At 70.9% G+C, this 17,967-nt stretch carries 18 protein-coding genes; 13 read left to right on the forward strand and 5 right to left on the reverse strand.

Going from position 1 to position 17,967, the window contains the following annotated elements:
* Positions 1 to 90 precede the first annotated feature (90 nt).
* The 4 genes from hutU (at position 91) to hutI (ending at position 5,835) form a co-directional block, all read left to right on the forward strand.
* Positions 91 to 1,749: a urocanate hydratase gene (gene hutU / locus ACFVH5_RS28410; RefSeq protein ID WP_385836576.1), complete on the forward strand. Its 1,659-nt coding sequence runs from the start codon at positions 91 to 93 to the stop codon at positions 1,747 to 1,749.
* A gap of 230 nt (positions 1,750 to 1,979) precedes the next feature.
* Positions 1,980 to 3,197, forward strand: a complete 1,218-nt coding sequence (locus ACFVH5_RS28415; protein WP_385836591.1) for an allantoate amidohydrolase — start codon at positions 1,980 to 1,982, stop codon at positions 3,195 to 3,197.
* Positions 3,198 to 3,208: 11 nt separating this feature from the next.
* Entirely contained in the window at positions 3,209 to 4,570 is a 1,362-nt protein-coding gene (locus ACFVH5_RS28420; RefSeq protein WP_385836577.1) for a formimidoylglutamate deiminase, read from the forward strand.
* A 50-nt stretch (positions 4,571 to 4,620) separates the two neighbouring features.
* Complete coding sequence (gene hutI / locus ACFVH5_RS28425) at positions 4,621 to 5,835, forward strand: imidazolonepropionase (protein WP_385836578.1); 1,215 nt, start codon at positions 4,621 to 4,623, stop codon at positions 5,833 to 5,835.
* Positions 5,836 to 5,854: 19 nt separating this feature from the next.
* Here the strand turns inward: hutI and ACFVH5_RS28430 are convergent, their stop codons facing one another.
* Positions 5,855 to 6,292: a cytidine deaminase family protein gene (locus ACFVH5_RS28430; protein WP_385836592.1), complete on the reverse strand. Its 438-nt coding sequence runs from the start codon at positions 6,290 to 6,292 to the stop codon at positions 5,855 to 5,857.
* Between the two features lie 132 nt (positions 6,293 to 6,424).
* Here ACFVH5_RS28430 and ACFVH5_RS28435 point away from each other — a divergent pair, with 132 nt between their 5' ends.
* Positions 6,425 to 6,808 (forward strand): Imm10 family immunity protein, encoded by a 384-nt coding sequence (locus tag ACFVH5_RS28435; RefSeq protein ID WP_385836579.1) that lies wholly within the window; start codon positions 6,425 to 6,427, stop codon positions 6,806 to 6,808.
* A gap of 109 nt (positions 6,809 to 6,917) precedes the next feature.
* Here ACFVH5_RS28435 and ACFVH5_RS28440 read toward each other — a convergent pair whose 3' ends face one another.
* Positions 6,918 to 7,118 carry a DUF397 domain-containing protein gene (locus ACFVH5_RS28440; RefSeq protein ID WP_385836580.1) on the reverse strand — a complete coding sequence of 67 codons (201 nt, stop codon included), beginning with the start codon at positions 7,116 to 7,118 and terminating at the stop codon, positions 6,918 to 6,920.
* A gap of 8 nt (positions 7,119 to 7,126) precedes the next feature.
* Positions 7,127 to 7,978, reverse strand: coding sequence for a helix-turn-helix domain-containing protein (locus ACFVH5_RS28445; protein ID WP_385836582.1), 852 nt, complete (start codon positions 7,976 to 7,978; stop codon positions 7,127 to 7,129).
* A gap of 208 nt (positions 7,979 to 8,186) precedes the next feature.
* Between ACFVH5_RS28445 and ACFVH5_RS28450 the strand changes: the two genes are divergently transcribed.
* Positions 8,187 to 8,600 (forward strand): ATP-binding protein, encoded by a 414-nt coding sequence (locus tag ACFVH5_RS28450; RefSeq protein ID WP_385836583.1) that lies wholly within the window; start codon positions 8,187 to 8,189, stop codon positions 8,598 to 8,600.
* 31 nt (positions 8,601 to 8,631) lie between these two features.
* Positions 8,632 to 8,904 (forward strand): hypothetical protein, encoded by a 273-nt coding sequence (locus ACFVH5_RS28455; protein WP_385836584.1) that lies wholly within the window; start codon positions 8,632 to 8,634, stop codon positions 8,902 to 8,904.
* Between the two features lie 16 nt (positions 8,905 to 8,920).
* Here ACFVH5_RS28455 and ACFVH5_RS28460 read toward each other — a convergent pair whose 3' ends face one another.
* Together ACFVH5_RS28460 and ACFVH5_RS28465 are read right to left on the reverse strand one after the other, a co-directional pair.
* Positions 8,921 to 10,438, reverse strand: coding sequence for a ricin-type beta-trefoil lectin domain protein (locus ACFVH5_RS28460; RefSeq protein ID WP_385836585.1), 1,518 nt, complete (start codon positions 10,436 to 10,438; stop codon positions 8,921 to 8,923).
* A 239-nt stretch (positions 10,439 to 10,677) separates the two neighbouring features.
* Complete coding sequence (locus tag ACFVH5_RS28465; protein ID WP_384810590.1) at positions 10,678 to 11,589, reverse strand: RNA polymerase sigma factor SigF; 912 nt, start codon at positions 11,587 to 11,589, stop codon at positions 10,678 to 10,680.
* Between the two features lie 239 nt (positions 11,590 to 11,828).
* Here ACFVH5_RS28465 and ACFVH5_RS28470 point away from each other — a divergent pair, with 239 nt between their 5' ends.
* From ACFVH5_RS28470 to ACFVH5_RS28495, 6 genes are all read left to right on the forward strand, one after another.
* Positions 11,829 to 12,287: an STAS domain-containing protein gene (locus tag ACFVH5_RS28470; RefSeq protein ID WP_385836587.1), complete on the forward strand. Its 459-nt coding sequence runs from the start codon at positions 11,829 to 11,831 to the stop codon at positions 12,285 to 12,287.
* Positions 12,288 to 12,602: 315 nt separating this feature from the next.
* A complete protein-coding gene (locus tag ACFVH5_RS28475) occupies positions 12,603 to 13,106 on the forward strand; it encodes an ATP-binding protein (RefSeq protein WP_384810592.1) in 504 nt (167 codons plus the stop codon).
* 445 nt (positions 13,107 to 13,551) lie between these two features.
* A complete protein-coding gene (locus tag ACFVH5_RS28480; RefSeq protein ID WP_384810595.1) occupies positions 13,552 to 14,259 on the forward strand; it encodes an LPXTG cell wall anchor domain-containing protein in 708 nt (235 codons plus the stop codon).
* A 37-nt stretch (positions 14,260 to 14,296) separates the two neighbouring features.
* Positions 14,297 to 15,238 (forward strand): hypothetical protein, encoded by a 942-nt coding sequence (locus tag ACFVH5_RS28485; protein WP_385836588.1) that lies wholly within the window; start codon positions 14,297 to 14,299, stop codon positions 15,236 to 15,238.
* A 65-nt stretch (positions 15,239 to 15,303) separates the two neighbouring features.
* Complete coding sequence (locus ACFVH5_RS28490; protein WP_385836593.1) at positions 15,304 to 16,518, forward strand: hypothetical protein; 1,215 nt, start codon at positions 15,304 to 15,306, stop codon at positions 16,516 to 16,518.
* Between the two features lie 77 nt (positions 16,519 to 16,595).
* Positions 16,596 to 17,870 carry a hypothetical protein gene (locus ACFVH5_RS28495; RefSeq protein ID WP_385836594.1) on the forward strand — a complete coding sequence of 425 codons (1,275 nt, stop codon included), beginning with the start codon at positions 16,596 to 16,598 and terminating at the stop codon, positions 17,868 to 17,870.
* Positions 17,871 to 17,967: the final 97 nt, after the last annotated feature.

Below are 17,967 nucleotides of genomic sequence, written 5' to 3' on the forward strand. Positions count from 1 at the left end.
GCTGTATCGCTGTATTGCCCCACCGCTTATCGCCGCACCGCTGTACGAACGGCACCACCCGGAGCACTCACCGTCGCCAGGAGGCAGACCATGTCAGGACCCCGCCCCGTCCGAGCACCGCGCGGAACGGAACTGAGCGCCCTGGGATGGCAGCAGGAAGCCGCTCTGCGGATGCTGCAGAACAACCTCGACCCCGAGGTCGCCGAGCACCCCGACAAGCTCGTCGTCTACGGCGGCACCGGCAAGGCCGCCCGCGACTGGCGCTCCTACGACGCCATGGTCCGTACGCTGCGGACGCTGAAGCAGGACGAGACGATGCTCGTCCAGTCCGGCCGCCCCGTCGGCGTCATGCAGACCCACGAGTGGGCGCCGCGCGTCCTCATCGCCAACTCCAACCTCGTCGGCGACTGGGCGAACTGGGAGGAGTTCCGGCGCCTCGAAGCCCTCGGCCTCACCATGTACGGGCAGATGACCGCCGGATCGTGGATCTACATCGGCACGCAGGGCATCCTCCAGGGCACCTACGAGACCTTCTCCGCCGTCGCCGCGAAGAAGTTCGGCGGGACGCTCGCCGGGACCATCACCCTGACGGCCGGCCTCGGCGGCATGGGCGGCGCCCAGCCGCTCGCCGTGACGATGAACGACGGCGTCGCGATCTGTGTCGACGTCGACCCGCGCGCCATCGAGCGCCGCATCGAGCACCGGTACCTGGACGTACGCGCCGACTCCCTGGAGCACGCCCTCCAGCTCGCCGTGGAGGCCCGGGACGCCCGCCGCCCGCTCTCCATCGGCCTGCTCGGCAACGCCGCCGAACTGCTGCCGCGGATGCTCGCCGAGGGCGCCCCGATCGACATCGTGACCGACCAGACCTCGGCCCACGACCCGCTGGCCTACCTGCCCGTGGGCGTCGAACTCGACGACATGGCCGCGTACGCCGCGAAGGACCCGGCCGGATTCACCACCCGGGCCCGTGAGTCCATGGCACGGCACGTGGAGGCCATGGTGGGCTTCATGGACGCCGGCGCCGAGGTCTTCGACTACGGCAACTCCATCCGGGGCGAGGCCCAGCTCGCCGGATACGAGCGGGCGTTCGCCTTCCCCGGCTTCGTGCCCGCCTACATCCGGCCGCTGTTCTCCGAGGGCAAGGGCCCCTTCCGCTGGGCCGCCCTGTCCGGTGAGGCGTCCGACATCCACAAGACCGACAAGGCGATCCTCGACCTCTTCCCGGAGAACGAGTCCCTCCACCGCTGGATCAAACTGGCCGGCGAACGCGTCCACTTCCAGGGCCTGCCCGCCCGGATCTGCTGGCTCGGCTACGGCGAGCGGGACAAGGCGGGCGAGCGCTTCAACGACATGGTCGCCTCGGGCGAACTGGCCGCCCCCCTTGCCATCGGCCGCGACCACCTCGACTGCGGTTCCGTCGCCTCCCCGTACCGCGAGACCGAGGCCATGCTCGACGGCTCGGACGCGATCGCCGACTGGCCGCTGCTGAACGCCATGGTGAACGTGGCCTCCGGCGCGTCCTGGGTGTCCATCCACCACGGTGGCGGTGTGGGCATGGGACGTTCCCTCCACGCGGGGCAGGTGTCGGTGGCCGACGGCACGAAGCTGGCCGGGGAGAAGATCCGGCGTGTGCTGACGAACGACCCCGGGATGGGTGTCATCCGGCATGTCGATGCCGGGTACGACATCGCTGAGACGGTTGCCGATGAGCGTGGCGTGCGGGTTCCCATGCGGGAGGGCGAGTGAGTCCGCAGTCGCGTGACGGGGGCGCTGTCCCCGGGCCCGGCCAGGGGCTCCGCCCCCGGACCCCCGATCGGCCTGAACGGCCTCGTCCTCAAACGCCGGACGGGCTGGAAGTGCCCGAGCGGTCTCGTCGGCAGGCGCCGGACGGGGTGGGGGTGTCCGAGCGGTCTCGTCGGCAGGCGCCGGACGGGGTGGGGGTGCCGGACGGGGTGAAGGGGGCCTCCTTTCTTGAGATGTGGGGGGAGTTGGAGTCCATCGGGCGGTATGCCGGGTCCGGGGGGTATCGGCGGTTCGCCTGGACCGGGGCCGATACCGACTGCCGGGCCTGGTTCCGGGCGCAGGCCGAGGCGCGTGGGCTCACCCTCGAACTGGACCGGAACGGGAACCAGTGGGCCTGGCTCGGTGACCCCTCCGCGGGGGACGCCGTCGTCACCGGATCCCACCTCGACTCCGTGCCCGACGGCGGTGCCTTCGACGGGCCCCTCGGTGTCGTGTCCTCCTTTGCCGCGCTGGACGAACTGCGCGGCCGGAACGCGCGGTTCACCAAGCCTCTCGCCATCGTGAACTTCGGCGACGAGGAAGGCGCCCGCTTCGGGCTGGCCTGCGTGGGCTCGCGGCTCACCGCCGGGGAACTCACCGTCGAGCAGGCGCACCGGCTCACCGACGCCGACGGGATCACCCTCCCGCAGGCGATGGAGGCCGCGGGCCACGACCCGGACGCCATCGGCGCGGACCCCGAACGCCTGGGCCGTATCGGCGCGTTCGTCGAGCTGCACGTCGAGCAGGGACGCGCCCTCGACCTGACCGGCGACCGGGTCGGCGTCGCCAGCGCCATCTGGCCGCACGGGCGGTGGCGCTTCGACTTCCGGGGCGAGGCCAACCACGCGGGCACCACCCGCCTCATGGACCGCCGCGACCCCATGCTGTCGTACGCGGAGACCGTGCTCGCGGCCCGCCGGGAGGCCCAGCTCGCCGGCGCCGTGGCCACCTTCGGCAAGATCTCCGTCGAGCCGAACGGCGTCAACGCCATCCCCTCCCTCGTACGCGGCTGGCTCGACTCCCGTGCCGCCGACCAGGCGACCCTCGACAGGGTCGTCCACGGCATCGAGAAGGCGGCCCGCGAGTACGCCGACGCGCACGGCATCCACCTCGACGTCGTCCGGGAGTCGTTCACCCCGGTCGTCGAGTTCGAGCACGCCCTGCGCGACGAGATCGCCCGCCTCCTCGGCAAGGGGGACGCAGGGAAGAGTGCGCACCTGAACGTGCCCGTCCTGGGAACCGGTGCGGGACACGACGCCGGGATCCTCTCCGGTGCGATCCCGACCGCCATGCTGTTCGTACGCAACCCCACGGGGATCTCGCACTCGCCGGCCGAGCACGCCGCCGAGGACGACTGCGTGGCCGGGGTGACCGCACTCGCCGACGTACTGGAAGGGCTGGCCTGCAAGTGAGTGAGCCGCACGTGAGCGCGCGAGGCACGACGTACTGGCTGGAGCACGCCTGGCTCGACTCCTACGTGGAGCCGGGCGTGGCCCTCGACGTGGGCACGGACGGCCGGATCGCCGCCGTCCGCACGGGCGTCGACAGCCCGCCGTCCGGGGCGGAGATCCTGCGCGGCCTGACCCTCCCCGGCCTCGCCAACACCCACAGCCACGCCTTCCACCGGGCCCTGCGCGGCACCGTCCAGGTCGGCTCCGGGACCTTCTGGACCTGGCGCGAGATCATGTACTCCGTCGCGGACCGGCTCACCCCGGACACGTACCACGCGCTCGCCCGCGCGGTGTACGCGGAGATGGCGCTCGCCGGGATCACGGCCGTGGGCGAGTTCCACTACGTGCACCACGCGCCGGGCGGCACCCCGTACGCCGACCCGAACGCCATGGGTGAGGCACTCGTCGAGGCCGCCGCCGAGGCGGGCATCCGCATCACCCTCCTCGACACCGTCTACCTCGCCGCCGGCCTGGTCGACGCGCGCAGGGGACAGCCCCCGAACCGGCACCAGCTCCGCTTCTCCGACGGCACCGCGGAAGCCTGGGCAACACGCTGTTCAGTTCTCAAGGACCGGGATCACGCGCGGATCGGGGCCGCCGTCCACTCCGTACGGGCGGTGCCCGCGGGGCAGTTGGCGACGGTGGCGCGGTGGGCCGAGGAACGGCGGGCCCCGCTCCATGTGCACCTGTCCGAGCAGACGGCGGAGAACGACGCCTGCCTGGCTGCCCACGGCCGCACGCCCACGCAACTGCTCGCCGACCACGGGGTGCTGGGCCCGCGCACCACGGGCGTGCACAACACCCACCTCACCGACGAGGACATCGCGCTGCTCGGCCGCTCCGGCACCGGCACGTGCATGTGCCCGACCACCGAGCGCGACCTCGCCGACGGCATCGGACCGGCCGTCGCCCTCCAGCAGGCGGGCTCCCCGCTGTCCCTCGGCTCCGACAGCCACGCTGTGATCGACCTGCTCGAAGAGGCGCGCGCGATGGAGCTGAACGAGCGCCTGCGCAGCCGTACGCGGGGTCACTGGACCGCGGCGGCACTCCTTCGCGCCGCCTCCGCGGACGGTCACGCGGCCCTCGGCTGGGCCGACGCGGGCACGCTCGAAGCGGGTGCGCTCGCCGACTTCACGACGGTCGCGCTCGACTCCGTCAGGACAGCGGGGACGCTGCCGCGGCTCGGGGCCGAGACGGCCGTATTCGCCGCGACAGCGGCGGACGTGCGGCACACCGTCGTGGGCGGCCGGCACGTCGTACGCGACGGGGCGCACACCCTCGTCCCGGACGTGCCGCGGGCCCTGGCCGACGCCGTCGAAGCGCTGCGCGCCTGAACTCCGGCCCCGACCGGGCCCTCTCCGCCCCGACAGCCCCCGAGGACGCCATGAGCAGCACCAGCCCCAGCAGCACCAGCGGTAGCAGTACCGGCAGCACGACCCTCATCACCAACATCGCCAGTCTGGTCACCAACGACTCCTCTCTCGGTGACAGGTCTCCGCTCGGTCTGATCCAGGACGCGGCCGTCGTCATCGACGGCGACCGCATCGCATGGACCGGTGATTCAAGAAAAGCACCCGCCACTGACAATCGGGTCGACGCCGGTGGCCGAGCGGTGATCCCCGGCTTCGTGGATTCCCACTCGCACCTGGTCTTCGCGGGCGACCGCACGCAGGAGTTCAACGCCCGGATGTCCGGCCGGGCCTACAGCGCCGGCGGCATCCGTACGACCGTCGCGGCCACGCGCGCCGCGAGCGACGAGGAGCTTGAGCGCAACCTCGTCCACTACCTCGACGAGGCTCTGCGCCAGGGCACGACCACGTTCGAGACGAAGTCCGGCTACGGATTGACGGTCGAGGACGAGGCGCGGGCCCTGCGCATCGCGTCCGCGCACACCGACGAGGTCACGTTCCTCGGCGCGCACATCGTCTCGCCGGACTACGCGGACGATCCCACCGCGTACGTCGCGCTCGTCACCGGCGAGATGCTGGACGCGTGTGCCCCGTACGCGCGTTGGATCGACGTCTTCTGCGAGAAGGGCGCCTTCGACGGGGACCAGGCCCGCGCGATCCTTACGGCCGGCAGGGCGAAGGGGCTGCACCCGCGCATCCACGCCAACCAGCTCTCGTACGGGCCCGGAGTGCAACTGGCCGTCGAACTGGACGCGGCCAGCGCGGACCACTGCACGCACCTCACCGACGCGGATGTCGACGCGCTCGCGAACGGCGCCACGGTGGCGACGCTGCTCCCGGGCGCCGAGTTCTCCACCCGCGCCGAGTGGCCGGACGCCCGCCGCCTGCTCGACGCGGGCGTCACGGTCGCCCTGTCGACGGACTGCAACCCGGGCTCGTCCTTCACGTCGTCCGTACCGTTCTGCATCGCGCTGGCGGTACGGGACATGGGCATGACGCCGGACGAGGCGCTGTGGTCGGCGACGGCGGGCGGAGCCGCGGCGCTCCGCCGCACGGACATCGGCCGCGTGGCCCCGGGCGCGTACGCCGACCTGACGTTCCTCGACGCCCCGAGCCACGTGCACTTGGCGTACCGGCCGGGGGTGCCGCTGGTTTCAGAGGTGTGGAGGCGCGGAGTCCGTACGGTCTGAACTGAAGTTGCCCGGGGTGTCAGCTCGTACCGGAAGGTGCGATCTGCTCGGTGTCGAGCTGGTGGTCCGCCCAGACGTAGCTCTCGGGCAGCAGGTGGGTGATGGGGACGGTTCGGAGGCTGTCGCTCGCACCGACGATGACCTTGAGGGCGGGGAAGTAGTCGAGCAGGACCTGGCGGCAGCGGCCACACGGAGGCACCACTCCGCGATCGCGATCACCCACGGCGACGATGGTGTCCAGGTCGTAGACGCCCTGGGCGGCTGCCGCACCGATGACGACCAGCTCGGCGCAGGGGCCTCCGGTGAAGTGGTAGGCGTTCACCGCGGTGACGATCCGACCGTCCTCGGCCCGGGCCGCAGCCGCCATGGTGTGGTTGTCGCCCCGACAGCGAGTGGCGGCGATGTGCGTCGCTGCCCGGATCAGTTCGTGGTCGACGAGGCCGGCCTGCGCGGTCATCTTCTCCACTTCCATACGGTGTCAGGCGACGCCGGACTCGGCGGCGACTGGCTGTCTGTGCAGCAGGGCAGCGTCGCGAACTGGGGCTTCTGCTAGAACCCAGGCATGACTTACAGATTCACAGCTCGTGCGGTGGCTGCAGAGATCGACGAGGCCAACGACATCATGCAGGCGGGTGTTGCCGAGGACGACGACGGCGAGGGTTTCTTTCTTCTGTTCATGAGCGACATGGGTGAACCGTCCCGTCAGGATGTGGCGCTCGGTCTCGACACCCACTGTCTGGTGACTGCGGACGAGGGCACCGCTTATGGCTGTGTCCGCGAGGTGACGCTGTCCGACAACCTGCTCACCGTGTCGTTGCACCCCGCTGCCCTGGATGACCTGGGGCTGGCGGACACGGAGATCGAGGCGTTGCTCGAAGTTCCGCAGGACGACATCGGGCGGCTGCGGGAAGTGCTGGCGCAGGTCCTGACATTCGGACGGGAAGATGCCCGTCCCCGACGTGCCGACCTCTAGACCTGGGTCTTTGTCGTCAGCCGCCGCTTACGGGGAGTTGATGGCTTGGCGGTACGCCACCCTCCGCCGGCCGCACGGATCTCCCCGAGAAGCCCACGGTGAGATGTGATCAAGCGGTTGTGCCGACCACGCCTGCCTTGACTCCGCGTATCAGACGGGCCAACGGGCCGGTGGTGGTGGTGAGTTCGACACCAGGCCTGTCGCTCTCGCGGAGGTGGAGGGTTCCGGGGGAGGTGGCGATTTCGACGCAGGTGTTGCCGTCGCCGCCGTCCGAGAAAGTGGACTTCTGCCAGCGCAGGATGTGGTTCATTGCGCGCGTCACATCTCCTTGGTCAGTCGATGGATGAAGTCCCGCGATGCCACGGGGTCCAACGTCGCCTTCTCCACCTTACGGAAGAGTGTTCGAAGTTGAGTCAGCTGCGGTTCCGCATCGATGAACGCGGTTCCGGTGGGGGCGTCCCGTAGGCCGGTGTCCAGTCTGGGGAGCGGGCCGCCCGTGTACATCATCGAGGCCCCGGCGCCGGCGAAACCGTCCTGGTCGGTCGGGATGATGCGGACGGTGGCGTGGCCCTGCTCGATCTTGTCGAGGATCTGCTGGAGTTGTACGCGGGACGCCTGGCGGCCGGCCACGCGGATGCGCAGGGCGAACTCGTGGATCAGCGTCTCGTACGGCGTGGGCTTGGCGCCCTCGATGACGGCGCGCCGTTTCATCCGGTGCTCGACCCGAGGGGTCAGATCTCGCTCGGGCAGGCCGGGGACCATGTACGTGTAGACCGCGCGAGCGTAGTCGGCTGTCTGGAGCAGTCCCGGCACGTGCGTGATCACCACCTCGCGGAGGAACGTCGCGTGGTGCTCGACCTCGGCGACGTCCGCGAACACCGGAGGCAGCGGCCCTCGGTACTCCTCCCACCAGCCCCGCGTCCGATCGGTCGCCATCGCGGTGAGGGCTTCGACCAACGCCTCGTCCGTGCAGGCGTAGTGGCCGGCGAGGCGTCGTACGCGTTCGGCGCTCACACCTGCGACGCCGGACTCGATCTGGCTCATCTGGACCGCGTCGGCCCCGAGCAGGGTGGCGGCCTCCCGGGCCTTCATGCCCGTCGCCTCGCGCAGTTTCCGCAGTTCAGCACCTAGTCGCAGCCTGCGGGCCGTGAGGTGCCTCTTCGGTGGCAACCGGCGCCTCCTCGTCTCAACTGTGCGGTGGTTGTACCTCGTTCGAGGGTCAGAATACGCCAGCCGCTTGCGCCTTCCTAATGTTAGGAAATACCGTCAGTGACGTAAGAGTCACGCTGCGGAAGCGCACCGCTCCGTCCTGCCATGACGGCTGCGGCTCTGCCACCGCCCGTGCATCCACCCCGCGCCCCACATCCGGAGCTGACGCATGCCCGAAAACGAGACCGGACCCTGGGAGTACTCCCTCTCCATCCCCAACGGCCCCCGCGGCGTCACCATCTGTCGCCGCACCCTGCGGCTCATCCTCACCATGCACGGGCTGATCCGCCTCGTCGATGTCGCCGAACTCCTCGCCACCGAGCTGGTCGCCAACGCCGTACTGCACACGAAGGGGCCCGCGACCCTCCGGGTCTGCTGGTCGGTCGGGGTCCTGCGGATCGGCGCCTGGGACACGGACCCCGAACCGCCCGAGCCACCCGGGGAGTTGACGGCGCTCACCGACGCCGAGGGCGGCAGAGGTCTCGCCCTGGTCCACGCATGCTCCGACGCCTGGGGCTGGCATCCCCTGTTCAGATACGGCAACCAAGGCAAGTACGTCTGGTGTGACCTGGCCGCCGTGTAGCCCGTTGACCCGGTCGAACGGAAGGGAGCTGATGTCCGCAATCCAGTACTTCTGGCGGCATCCGCTTGCCGAGCAGGTGCGTGAGGAAGGCCGCGAGGAAGGCCGCGAGGAAGGGCGCGAAGAGGGGCGGGCTCAGGAGAGGGCTGAGAGCGTTCTGCGGAATCTGCGGTGGCGGGGCGTCGACGTGCCCGATGCCGTTCGTGAGCGCGTTCTCGCCTGCACCGACATGGATGAGCTCGGGTCGTGGCTCGACCGTTCCTATCGCGTCGCCGATGCCGGGGAGTTGTTCGGCGAGGGTGCCTGAGCCCAGTGCGGGCGGGTCACGCCTTGCCCGCTCGCCAGCGTTGGGTCGGCGCGCCTGTGTCCGGGGACAGGTCCAGGGTGTTGTTGTCCGTCGGGGTCAGTGCGTGGTCCGGGGCTATCGCTGGGCGGAGTGCGCCTGTTGTGGTCACCGCGAAACGCAGGTTCGGGCCGTTGTGGCCGTCGAGCGAGGCGCATTCCCAGATGCCCACGCCGTCGTCGGTCGCGCCCCGGCTGTCCAGGCAGAAGTCGGGATCGGCGTACGACCGCAGGGCGCCCTCGTCGGCGTCTACGCGCCAGCGTTGCGTGCGGGACGAGGTGCAGGGTGCCGTGATGACGTCCGTGCCCTTCTCCAGGTCGCCGTTCCGGATGTCCAGGCAGCGGCCCGAGGCGAGGTTCACCACCTGGGTGTAGGCGCCCCCGGGAGGGTGTGCGGGTGGGGGTTGCGACTTCGTGGGGCTGGCGCTGGGGCTCGGGCTGTACGTCGGCTGCGGGGAGCTGGGGGTGCCTGTGGGGGAGGGCAGCGGGCTCGTGGGGACCGTGGCCGTCACCGTCACCGGTGGGCGGGGCGGAGTCGACGTGTCGCCCGCCTCCTGTGGGGGGACGAGGAACAGGAGCAGGGGGGCCAGGGCCACCCCGAGCGCCGCCGAGGTCAGGACGAAGCGGCGGGAGGGCGGCCAGGGGCCCGGACGAGTCCGCTCGTGGGCGTCGGCGTGGGCGTGGGCGTGCGTTCCGGGGCCGAGCGTCGCCGCGTACGCCGTGCCGCCCCACGGCAGCAGGCCTTCCGCCAGCGCCGTACGCCGGTCGTCCCGTAGTGCGGACAGCACCGCGTACGCCGTCGCGCAGTGTCCGCACTCGGCCATGTGGGCCCGCAGATCCGCGCTGTGACGAGGGCTGTCGGGGCGTACCGACTCCTCGATCAGCCGGCGGAAGTCCTGGCAGCGCGGGTCCCCGGACGCGGCGAGGTGGGACTTCAGGAACGTCGCGCGCAGTGCCTGGAGCGAGGACTCCAGCCCGTACGTCACGTCCTGGCGCGTGATGCCCAGCAGTCCCGCCGTCTCGTCCTCGGGCTCCCGCTCGACCAGCCCGTACCAGATGAGGCCCTGCACCCGCGTGGGGAGCGAGCGGAACGCGTCCAGCATCGGCGGGGTCGGGCCGCCGGGGCCCGCCTCGTGCAGGCGCGCGAGCAGACCGGGGTCGAGGCGGCGTGAGCGCTGGTCCCCGGCCCATGCGGCGGCCAGCCGCCAGGCCAGGAGCAGGAGTTGGTGCCGCCACGGTCCGCGCGGGTCCGTGCCGCGCTCGGTCTCCCGCGCGGCGAGCGTGAACGCGTGGGCCGTCAGGTCCCTGGCCGCGTACTCGCCGGTGGTGCACAGCCGGGCGTACGCGAGGACCGCGGGCCGGTGGCGGGCGCGCAGTTCCTCCAGTGCCGCGCCCCCGGTGGCGGCGTCGGCGCGCAGCAGTTCCGTGAGCCGTGCGTCGGACGCTCCCGTGTGCACACCCCCGCCCGGCCGGTCGTCGTCGCCCTCGCCCCGAGCCATGCGTCCGCCTCCCCTGCGCCCGTACCGTCACTCGCTCGACTGCTGACCTACCAGCCAGTTTGTCGGGTGACCATACTGAGGGAAGGGGATCGGAGTGGAAAGGGGTTCCCGTGGGTAACTCGGGTGCGTCGAATGGGGGATGGGGAACCGCCCGTGGACAGAAAGCGCGGGGCCGGGCCGGTCAGTCCGGCTCGGCCCCGCACACGTCCCGTTACGGCGAAGGTGTCACTCCTTGACGGTCACTCCTCGACGGTCAGGCCCCTGCGCAGTCGCACCAGCGTCCGCGACAGCAGTCGCGACACGTGCATCTGCGAGATGCCCAGCTCCTCGCCGATCTCCGACTGGGTCAGATTGGCGACGAAGCGCAGCGACAGGATCTGCCGGTCGCGGTGCGGAAGTTCGGCGATCAGCGGCTTCAGCGACTCCACGTACTCGATGCCTTCGAGCCCGTGGTCCTCGTAGCCGATCCGGTCCGCCAGCGCGCCCTCGGAGTCGTCCTCCTCGGGCTGGGCGTCCAGCGAACTGGCCGTGTAGGCGTTGGACGCCGCCATGCCCTCGACGACCTCGTCGTTCGACAGCCCCAGACGCTCCGCCAGCTCTCCCACCGTCGGAGCGCGGTCCAGTTGCTGTGCGAGTTCGTCGCCGGCCTTGGCCAGGTCGAGGCGGAGCTCCTGCAGCCTTCGCGGTACGCGCACGGACCATGACGTGTCACGGAAGAAGCGCTTGATCTCGCCGACGATGGTCGGCATCGCGAAAGTGGGGAACTCGACGCCACGGCTGAGTTCGAAACGGTCGATCGCCTTGATCAGGCCTATCGTGCCGACCTGGATGATGTCTTCCATCGGCTCGCTGCGGGAGCGGAACCGGGAGGCGGCGAACTTGACCAGGGCGAGGTTGAGTTCGACCAGGGTGTTACGGACGTACGAGTACTCGGAGGTGCCTTCCTCCAGCGATTCGAGCCGCCCGAAGAGAGTCTTGGAGAGTGCTCGCGCGTCGACCGGGCCCACCTCCGCGAACGGGGGGATCTCGGGAAGCCCGGCGAGACCGGCATTCTCGTCGGCGGACTCTTCTTCCAGTTCGTCCAGAGGGCGTGTCGACGTCGCCCTCTGGGCCTGCGATGCGTCGAGCCGGGGTGACATGATGTCCTCCATCGTTCTCGGCATATGGCTGCCGATGCCAATACGTGCACTGCGGTGTGCGGCGCCTCCAAAGCCGGCCGTGTCGAAAACTGTCTCTACTAGCCCTACCCGCTTTCGTGACCCTCCCGCAAGTGAGTTTTGCGGTGAAATGTCCGATTCTTGGCGGTTGTTCGGGTGTCAGAGTGTGCAGGGAAGGCGTAGGGTTCGAGTGCGTCAACGAACAACCACATCGGCCGGAAGAGAGAGACGGCATGGACCGCGGGACGGTCGGCAGCGCACAGTCGGGCCGGCTTCTGGTCGAGGTGCGAGAAGAGGGCACTAGTGCCGTCGTCACCCCGGCGGGTGAGCTGGATCACCATACGGCGGATCTTCTGCGCGAACCGGTCGAGGACTGCCTCGACCGCGGGTTCGTGCGTCTCGTCGTGGACTGCTCACGGTTGGAGTTCTGCGACTCCACCGGGTTGAACGTCCTTCTCGGTGCTCGGCTGCGTGCCGAAGCCGCCGGAGGCGGGGTCCACCTGGCAGGAATGCTGCCGGTGGTGGCCCGGGTCTTCGAGATCACCGGGGCGGAGGCCGTCTTCACCGTGCACGACACGCTGGAAGCGGCATTGGACGACAAGAGCGGGGCAGGTGACTCCGCGGTGGCGGACGGCTCCGCGGCGACGGGCGAGGCCGGGACCGACCGGCCCGCGGGCGATCGGGGTGACTAGTCGCCCCGAGGCGCTGTCCTGCGGCACAGTTGTGTCCAGGCCGGCTTCGACGTGACCGATGTGATCGACGTGATCAATGTGATCGACGCGATGACGGAGTCTCGTCATCCGTACCGAACAAGTGGGTGTTCCGGCGGTTCGGTCGGGCAGGAGACATCCTGAATATGTCAACGGACCGAACGGCAAGCGCGCGGCAGTCCCGGACCACTCCCGGAGCCCGAGTGTCCTGAGCTTTCCGAGTGCGCCGCATGTGCTGAATGTGCTGAGAACTGAGTCTTGAATCGTGAACTGGTGAATCGGTGAGGTGAAGCGCTGATGAGCACCACCCGGCCTTACTCGCCGGGCGACCGCGGCCCTGAATCGGGCGACGGCGGCGCTTCCGGGGCGTCTCCGGGCGGTACGCCCCCCGGGCGTCACGCCCGCCGGCTGAACTTCGACGGCGAGAGCGGGGTCGTTCCGCTCGCCCGCGACTTCGCACGGCAGGCGCTGTACGAGTGGGGGTGGCTGCCCGCGGCCACCGCCGATCGGCGGGCCGCGGCGGAGGATGTGCTGCTGGTCGTCTCCGAACTCGTCACCAACGCCTGTCTGCACGCCGAGGGTCCCGACGAGCTCTGGATCTCCTGCGAGAACAAGGTGCTGCGGATCGAGGTGTCCGACCGTGGGGCCGGTCAGCCCGCGCCGCGGACGCCGCACCGGGCCGGGCGGCCCGGTGGACACGGGATGTTCATCGTGCAGCGGCTGTGCCTGGACTGGGGTGTGATCCGGGCGGACGGGGTTGCCGGGAAGACGGTCTGGGCGGAGTTGGGCGCCCCCGCGTAGCGCTCCGCTGTGGTTGGCGTTGCGCTGTGTGGGGTGCGCTGGCTGTTTGGTGTTCGTCCGCGGGTTCGGTGGGGGCTTGTCGCGCAGTTCCCCGCGCCCCTGATCGGGGCGGCCCTTCGGGCCTGCCCCGTGCCGCGTCGTCCGTGCCGCGTCGTCCGTGCCGCGTCGTCCGTGCCGCGTCGTCCGTGCCGCGTCGTCCGTGCCGCGTCGTCCGTGCCGCGTCGCCTCCGGAGAGCTGGTCGCCCAGCGGCGGCTCCCGGGAGTCGACCCCCGGCGGGCGTCCCTTCGTCGTCGCTCGCCCCATGCGCATGGGATCCTCACGGATCCGGTGCGCATTTTGTCTTCCCTCGGCAAGGGGCCGGGCGTACCTTGACGGCCGATCTGATGTTCCGTCAGGAACTGACTCAGGAATGGTGTCAGGAACGCCTTCGGGAATGAGGGGACCGTGTCATACCGGACGTACCAGAAACGAACCGCAGCGATCGCGTCCGCCGCGGCCCTGGCCGGCTCGGCGGTGCTGATGGCCGCCCCCGCAGCCCGGGCCGACGTGGTGGACGTCAACTACCAGTGCAAGACCCCGATCGGTGACAAGTCGGCCGTCTCGCCCATCGACATCAAGAGTGTCAAGAGCGGCAGCGGCTACCGGCTCACGATGACCTTCGAGAAAGGCGTCTCGTCCAGCCCCGTCGAACTGGGCAAGGGCGCGATGAACCCGAGCGCGGTCATCAAACTCGGCGGCGCCGACAGCGGCACCGTGGCGGTCAAGGGCCCACCGAACCCGGCCGCGATCCCCGCCAACACCCCCATCAAGATCACCGATCTGACCGGCACGTACACCCCGAAGGGCAGCGGAAAGGTCACCTTCACCGCGGGTGTGCTGACCATCAAGGCCCTCGGTACGACGACCACGTGCACGCCCGGCAACAGCCCGAAGCCCTCGCTGACCCTGACCGTCGCGGCGGCGGGCGGCGGCTCCACGGGCGGCTCGGGTACCACCGGTTCCTCGCAGGACGCCCCGGCCGGCGGTGAGGACCTGCCGCAGACCGGCCCCGAGGACTCCGCGATCGCCCTCGGCACACTCGGCGGCACCGTCCTGCTGGCAGGCGCGGCCGGCGTGCTGTGGCTGACCCGGCGCCACCAGGCCCGCGGCTGAACCACCCCGCACCAGCCCTTCTGCTACGGAGCCGCCGATGCCGTTCGCCGTCCGTGCCCTCTGCCTCGCCTCCGTGACCGTGCTCGGTGTCGCCCCGGTCTCCGTGGCCGACGCCGACTGGTCCGTCGTGCCCTCGGCGGGCGGGGGCCGGGACGGCCGGCCGTACTTCTACGCCGAGGGCGCGCCCGGCACGGTCCTCCAGGACACCGTGTCCGTGCGCAACCCCGGCGGAAAGCCGCTGACGGTACGGTTCCGGGGCGCCGACGCCGACAACGACGGCGACGGAACGCTCTCCGTACGGGCACGGGCGAAGGACACCGGCGCCTGGATCACCTTCGCCGAGCGGACGGTACGCATCCCCGCGCGCACCCGCGCCGACGTGCCCTTCACCGTGAGCGTCCCGGCGGACACCGCGCCCGGCGACCACCCCGGCGCGATCCTCGCGAGCGCCGGGGGCCGGACCGCGGCCGTACGGGTCCAGCTGCGCGTCGGCGGCCCGACCCTCTCGGCGCTCACGGTCGAACACGTGCGGATCCACGGCGGCCACATCTCCTACGAGCTGGTCAACCGCGGCACCACCGTGCTGACCCCGAAGCTCGCCGTACGGGCCGAGGGGCTGTTCGGCGAGGTGCTCGACCGGGCCCCGCGGACCCTGCCCGTCGAACTGCTCCCCGGCCGCCGCGTACGCCTCGACGAACCCTGGCCCGATCCGCCCGCCCTCGACGGCGTCGACGTCGAGCTGACGGTCACGGCGGAGGGCGGGGCCCGCGCGGAGGCCGCCGCGGAAACGTGGTTCGTGCCGAAGGCGGCGGCGATGGCGGGCGCGCCGGCCGGCCTCGCGGTGTGTGCGGGCGGCGCCCTCTGGTTCGTACGGCGTGTGCGGCGTATGCGGCTCGTACGGCGTCGGGGGCAGCCGGGGCCGACCGAGGCCGCCGGACAGGCGCGTACGGAAGTCGAGTCGACGGGAGCGGTGATGTGAGCGGCACGGCTGAAGGGGTGTGTCGGTGGCGGGCGGCCGTGGCGGCGGTGGTCGTGGCGCTCGGGATGGTGCTGTTCCCGCTGGTGGCGGGTACCGCCTCCGCGGCGGAGAAACCGCAGGTGAAACTCTCCAAGTCGCAGGCGGGAACGGGCGGTTCCCTCACGGTGAGCGGCAGCGGCTGGCGGGCGAACGCCCTGCTGATGGTGCTCATCTGCGGTCGGTCCTCGATCGACCGGGGCGTGATCGGCGGGACCAACTCCTGTGCCAACGCGGACGGACGGGCCGTCACCACCGACGCGAAGGGCCGGTTCAGCAAGAAACTGCCGGTCACTGAACCGCCCGTACCGTGCCCCTGCGTGGTCCATGTCGCGACCGTCACCGGCGCGAAGGCGGAGGCCGACGCCTCCTTCCTGGTCGCGGGACACGAGGTCGAGCCGCTGCCCAAGGAGGACACCGCGGGGCGGCTCTCGGTGCTCACCGACACGCAGCTCGACGGGTCGAGCGGTCTGCTCACCTGGTTCGGCGCTCCGCCGTCCCGCAAGCTCGTCTTCACCGTCGGCAACGTCGGTACCACCGCCGTGAAGAACCCGGTCTTCCAGGTCGGCACCTCGCACGGTGTGTTCGCCCCGCAGTGGGAGGAACACCAGTGGCGCGGCACGATCGGCCCCGGCAAGAAGGCGCGGATCACCCTGCCGGTGGAACTGACCGCCGGTGCGCACGGCGACTACACGGTCGCCCTGAAGTTCGGCGGCAAGGTGCTCGCCGAACAGCCGTGGGGCGTGGGCCGCCCCTGGGGCGTGACCCTCTTCTGGATCCTGGTCTGCGTCGTCGTACCGGCCGCGCTGTTCCGGACCGGGATGGCCGTGGTGGACCGGGTGCGGCCGAGTGGACCCAACCAGCGCGCCGGCCGGTTCGGAAGTGGCAGGGGCGGCAGGGGCGGCAGGGGCGGACGGAGTGTGCGGCCCGGTCGGGGCGCGCACGGCGTGCGGCGCGGGGGGCTGCGGCTGCCCGACGTCACCCTGCGGATGCCGAAGCTGCGTCTTTCGCCTGCCGCCAGAGACTCCGGCGACGACCACGACCCGGCAGGCTCCGACCTCCGTTCCGGCTCCGACCTCCGTTCCGGCTCCGGCGCAGGTACGCGTACGGGGGCCCGTACACGGACGCAGTCCGCTCTGCCCTGGTTCACCCCGGACACCGATCCCGGGGCCGCCGAGGCCGATCAGCTCTCCGCACCGCACGAGAACACCCCGACGACCCCCACCAGGAAGGGAAACACGTGAGCACGCAACGGAGAGTCCGGCCGAGACCGAAGAAGCCCGGAGGCGGCCGGAGAGCGAGCGCGGCCGGAGTCGCGATGATGCTCGGCGGTGCGGGAGTCCTGCTGGCGGTGGCGGCGGCGCCCGCCCAGGCCGCCGAGGTGGCCTACGCGACCGACTGCGTACCCCCTCCGATCTCCGGGCTTCCGACGGTCAAGGGCACCACCAAGGTCGAGGTCACCGCACCCGCCACGGCGAAGGTCGGTGACGAGGTCGAGGTGGTGTGGAAGTTCACGCAGGCCGCGTCCAAGAACCCCGACCTCATCGACCTGCCCGCCGACTCCGTGCAGCCGTCCGGCACCCTCAAGGCGGCCGGTGCGCAGACCGCGTCCGTCGCGATGCAGGGGCCGCGCGAGAACCCGGCGATCCCCAAGGGCGGGGCGATGATCCTGTCCGACATGAAGGGCAAGCTGAAACTGACGACGGCCGGTGAGGTGACGCTGACACCGGACGCGTACGCCATCAACGTCATGTCCACGGACACCAAGTGCGCGCCCACGGAGACGGTGAAGCCCGCTGCGACGATCGAGGTCACGGCGGGGGACGGGGATCCGCCTCCCGAGTCGCCCGATCCGACGAGTCCGACGCCCACGCCGCCGGGGGGCACCACCGGGGGAGAGACCGGCGGTGACACCGGGGGCAGTGACACGGGCGGCAGCACCGGCGGCGACGGGGAACAGACCGACTTCACCGGCAAGGCGGTCGACATCCCCTACGCGTGCAAGACGCCGATCGGGGACAAGAACGCGACCTCGCCGGTGCAGATCAACGCCAAGAAGAACGGCGGGAGTTACGACCTCACCGTCCAGTTCAAGGGGTCCGTGATGGACAGCCCCGCCGACATCCCGGCCGACTCGGTCAAGCCGTCGATGGAGGTCGTACTGGGCGGCGCGGACAAGGGAACGGTGGCGGTCGAAGGGCCGACCAACTCCGAAGCCATCAAGTCCGGTGATCCCATGGTGATCTCCGACATGACCGGTACGTACAAGCCGGGCGCGGACGGGGAGTCGACGCTGTCGCCGGGCGTGCTGACGGTGAAGGCGCTCGGCACGACGACCACGTGCACGCCGACGAAGTCCGCGGTGTCCCTGACGCTCGACACCTCTGCCCAGCCGGGTGGGGCGGCCGGGGGGAGCGGCTCCGCCGGGGGCAGCGCTTCCGGTTCCGGAGGGAGCGCCTCTGGTTCCGGGGGTGGGCTCGCTGACACCGGTAGTGATGACGGTGGGGGGTTGCGGGCGCTCGGGTTTGTGGCGGGGACGGCGGTGCTGCTCGGCGGAGCGGTGTTCACCTTTATGCCCCGTGGGCGGCGGGGGTGAGCTGAGTGGGTCGTCTGCGGGTCCGCTGTGGCCGGTCGCGCAGTTCCCCGCGCCCCTAAAAGACTGCGCAGTTCCCCGCCCCCCCAGATACCTGGGC

The organism is Streptomyces sp. NPDC127119 (assembly GCF_042677425.1).
Lineage (GTDB): Bacteria > Actinomycetota > Actinomycetes > Streptomycetales > Streptomycetaceae > Streptomyces.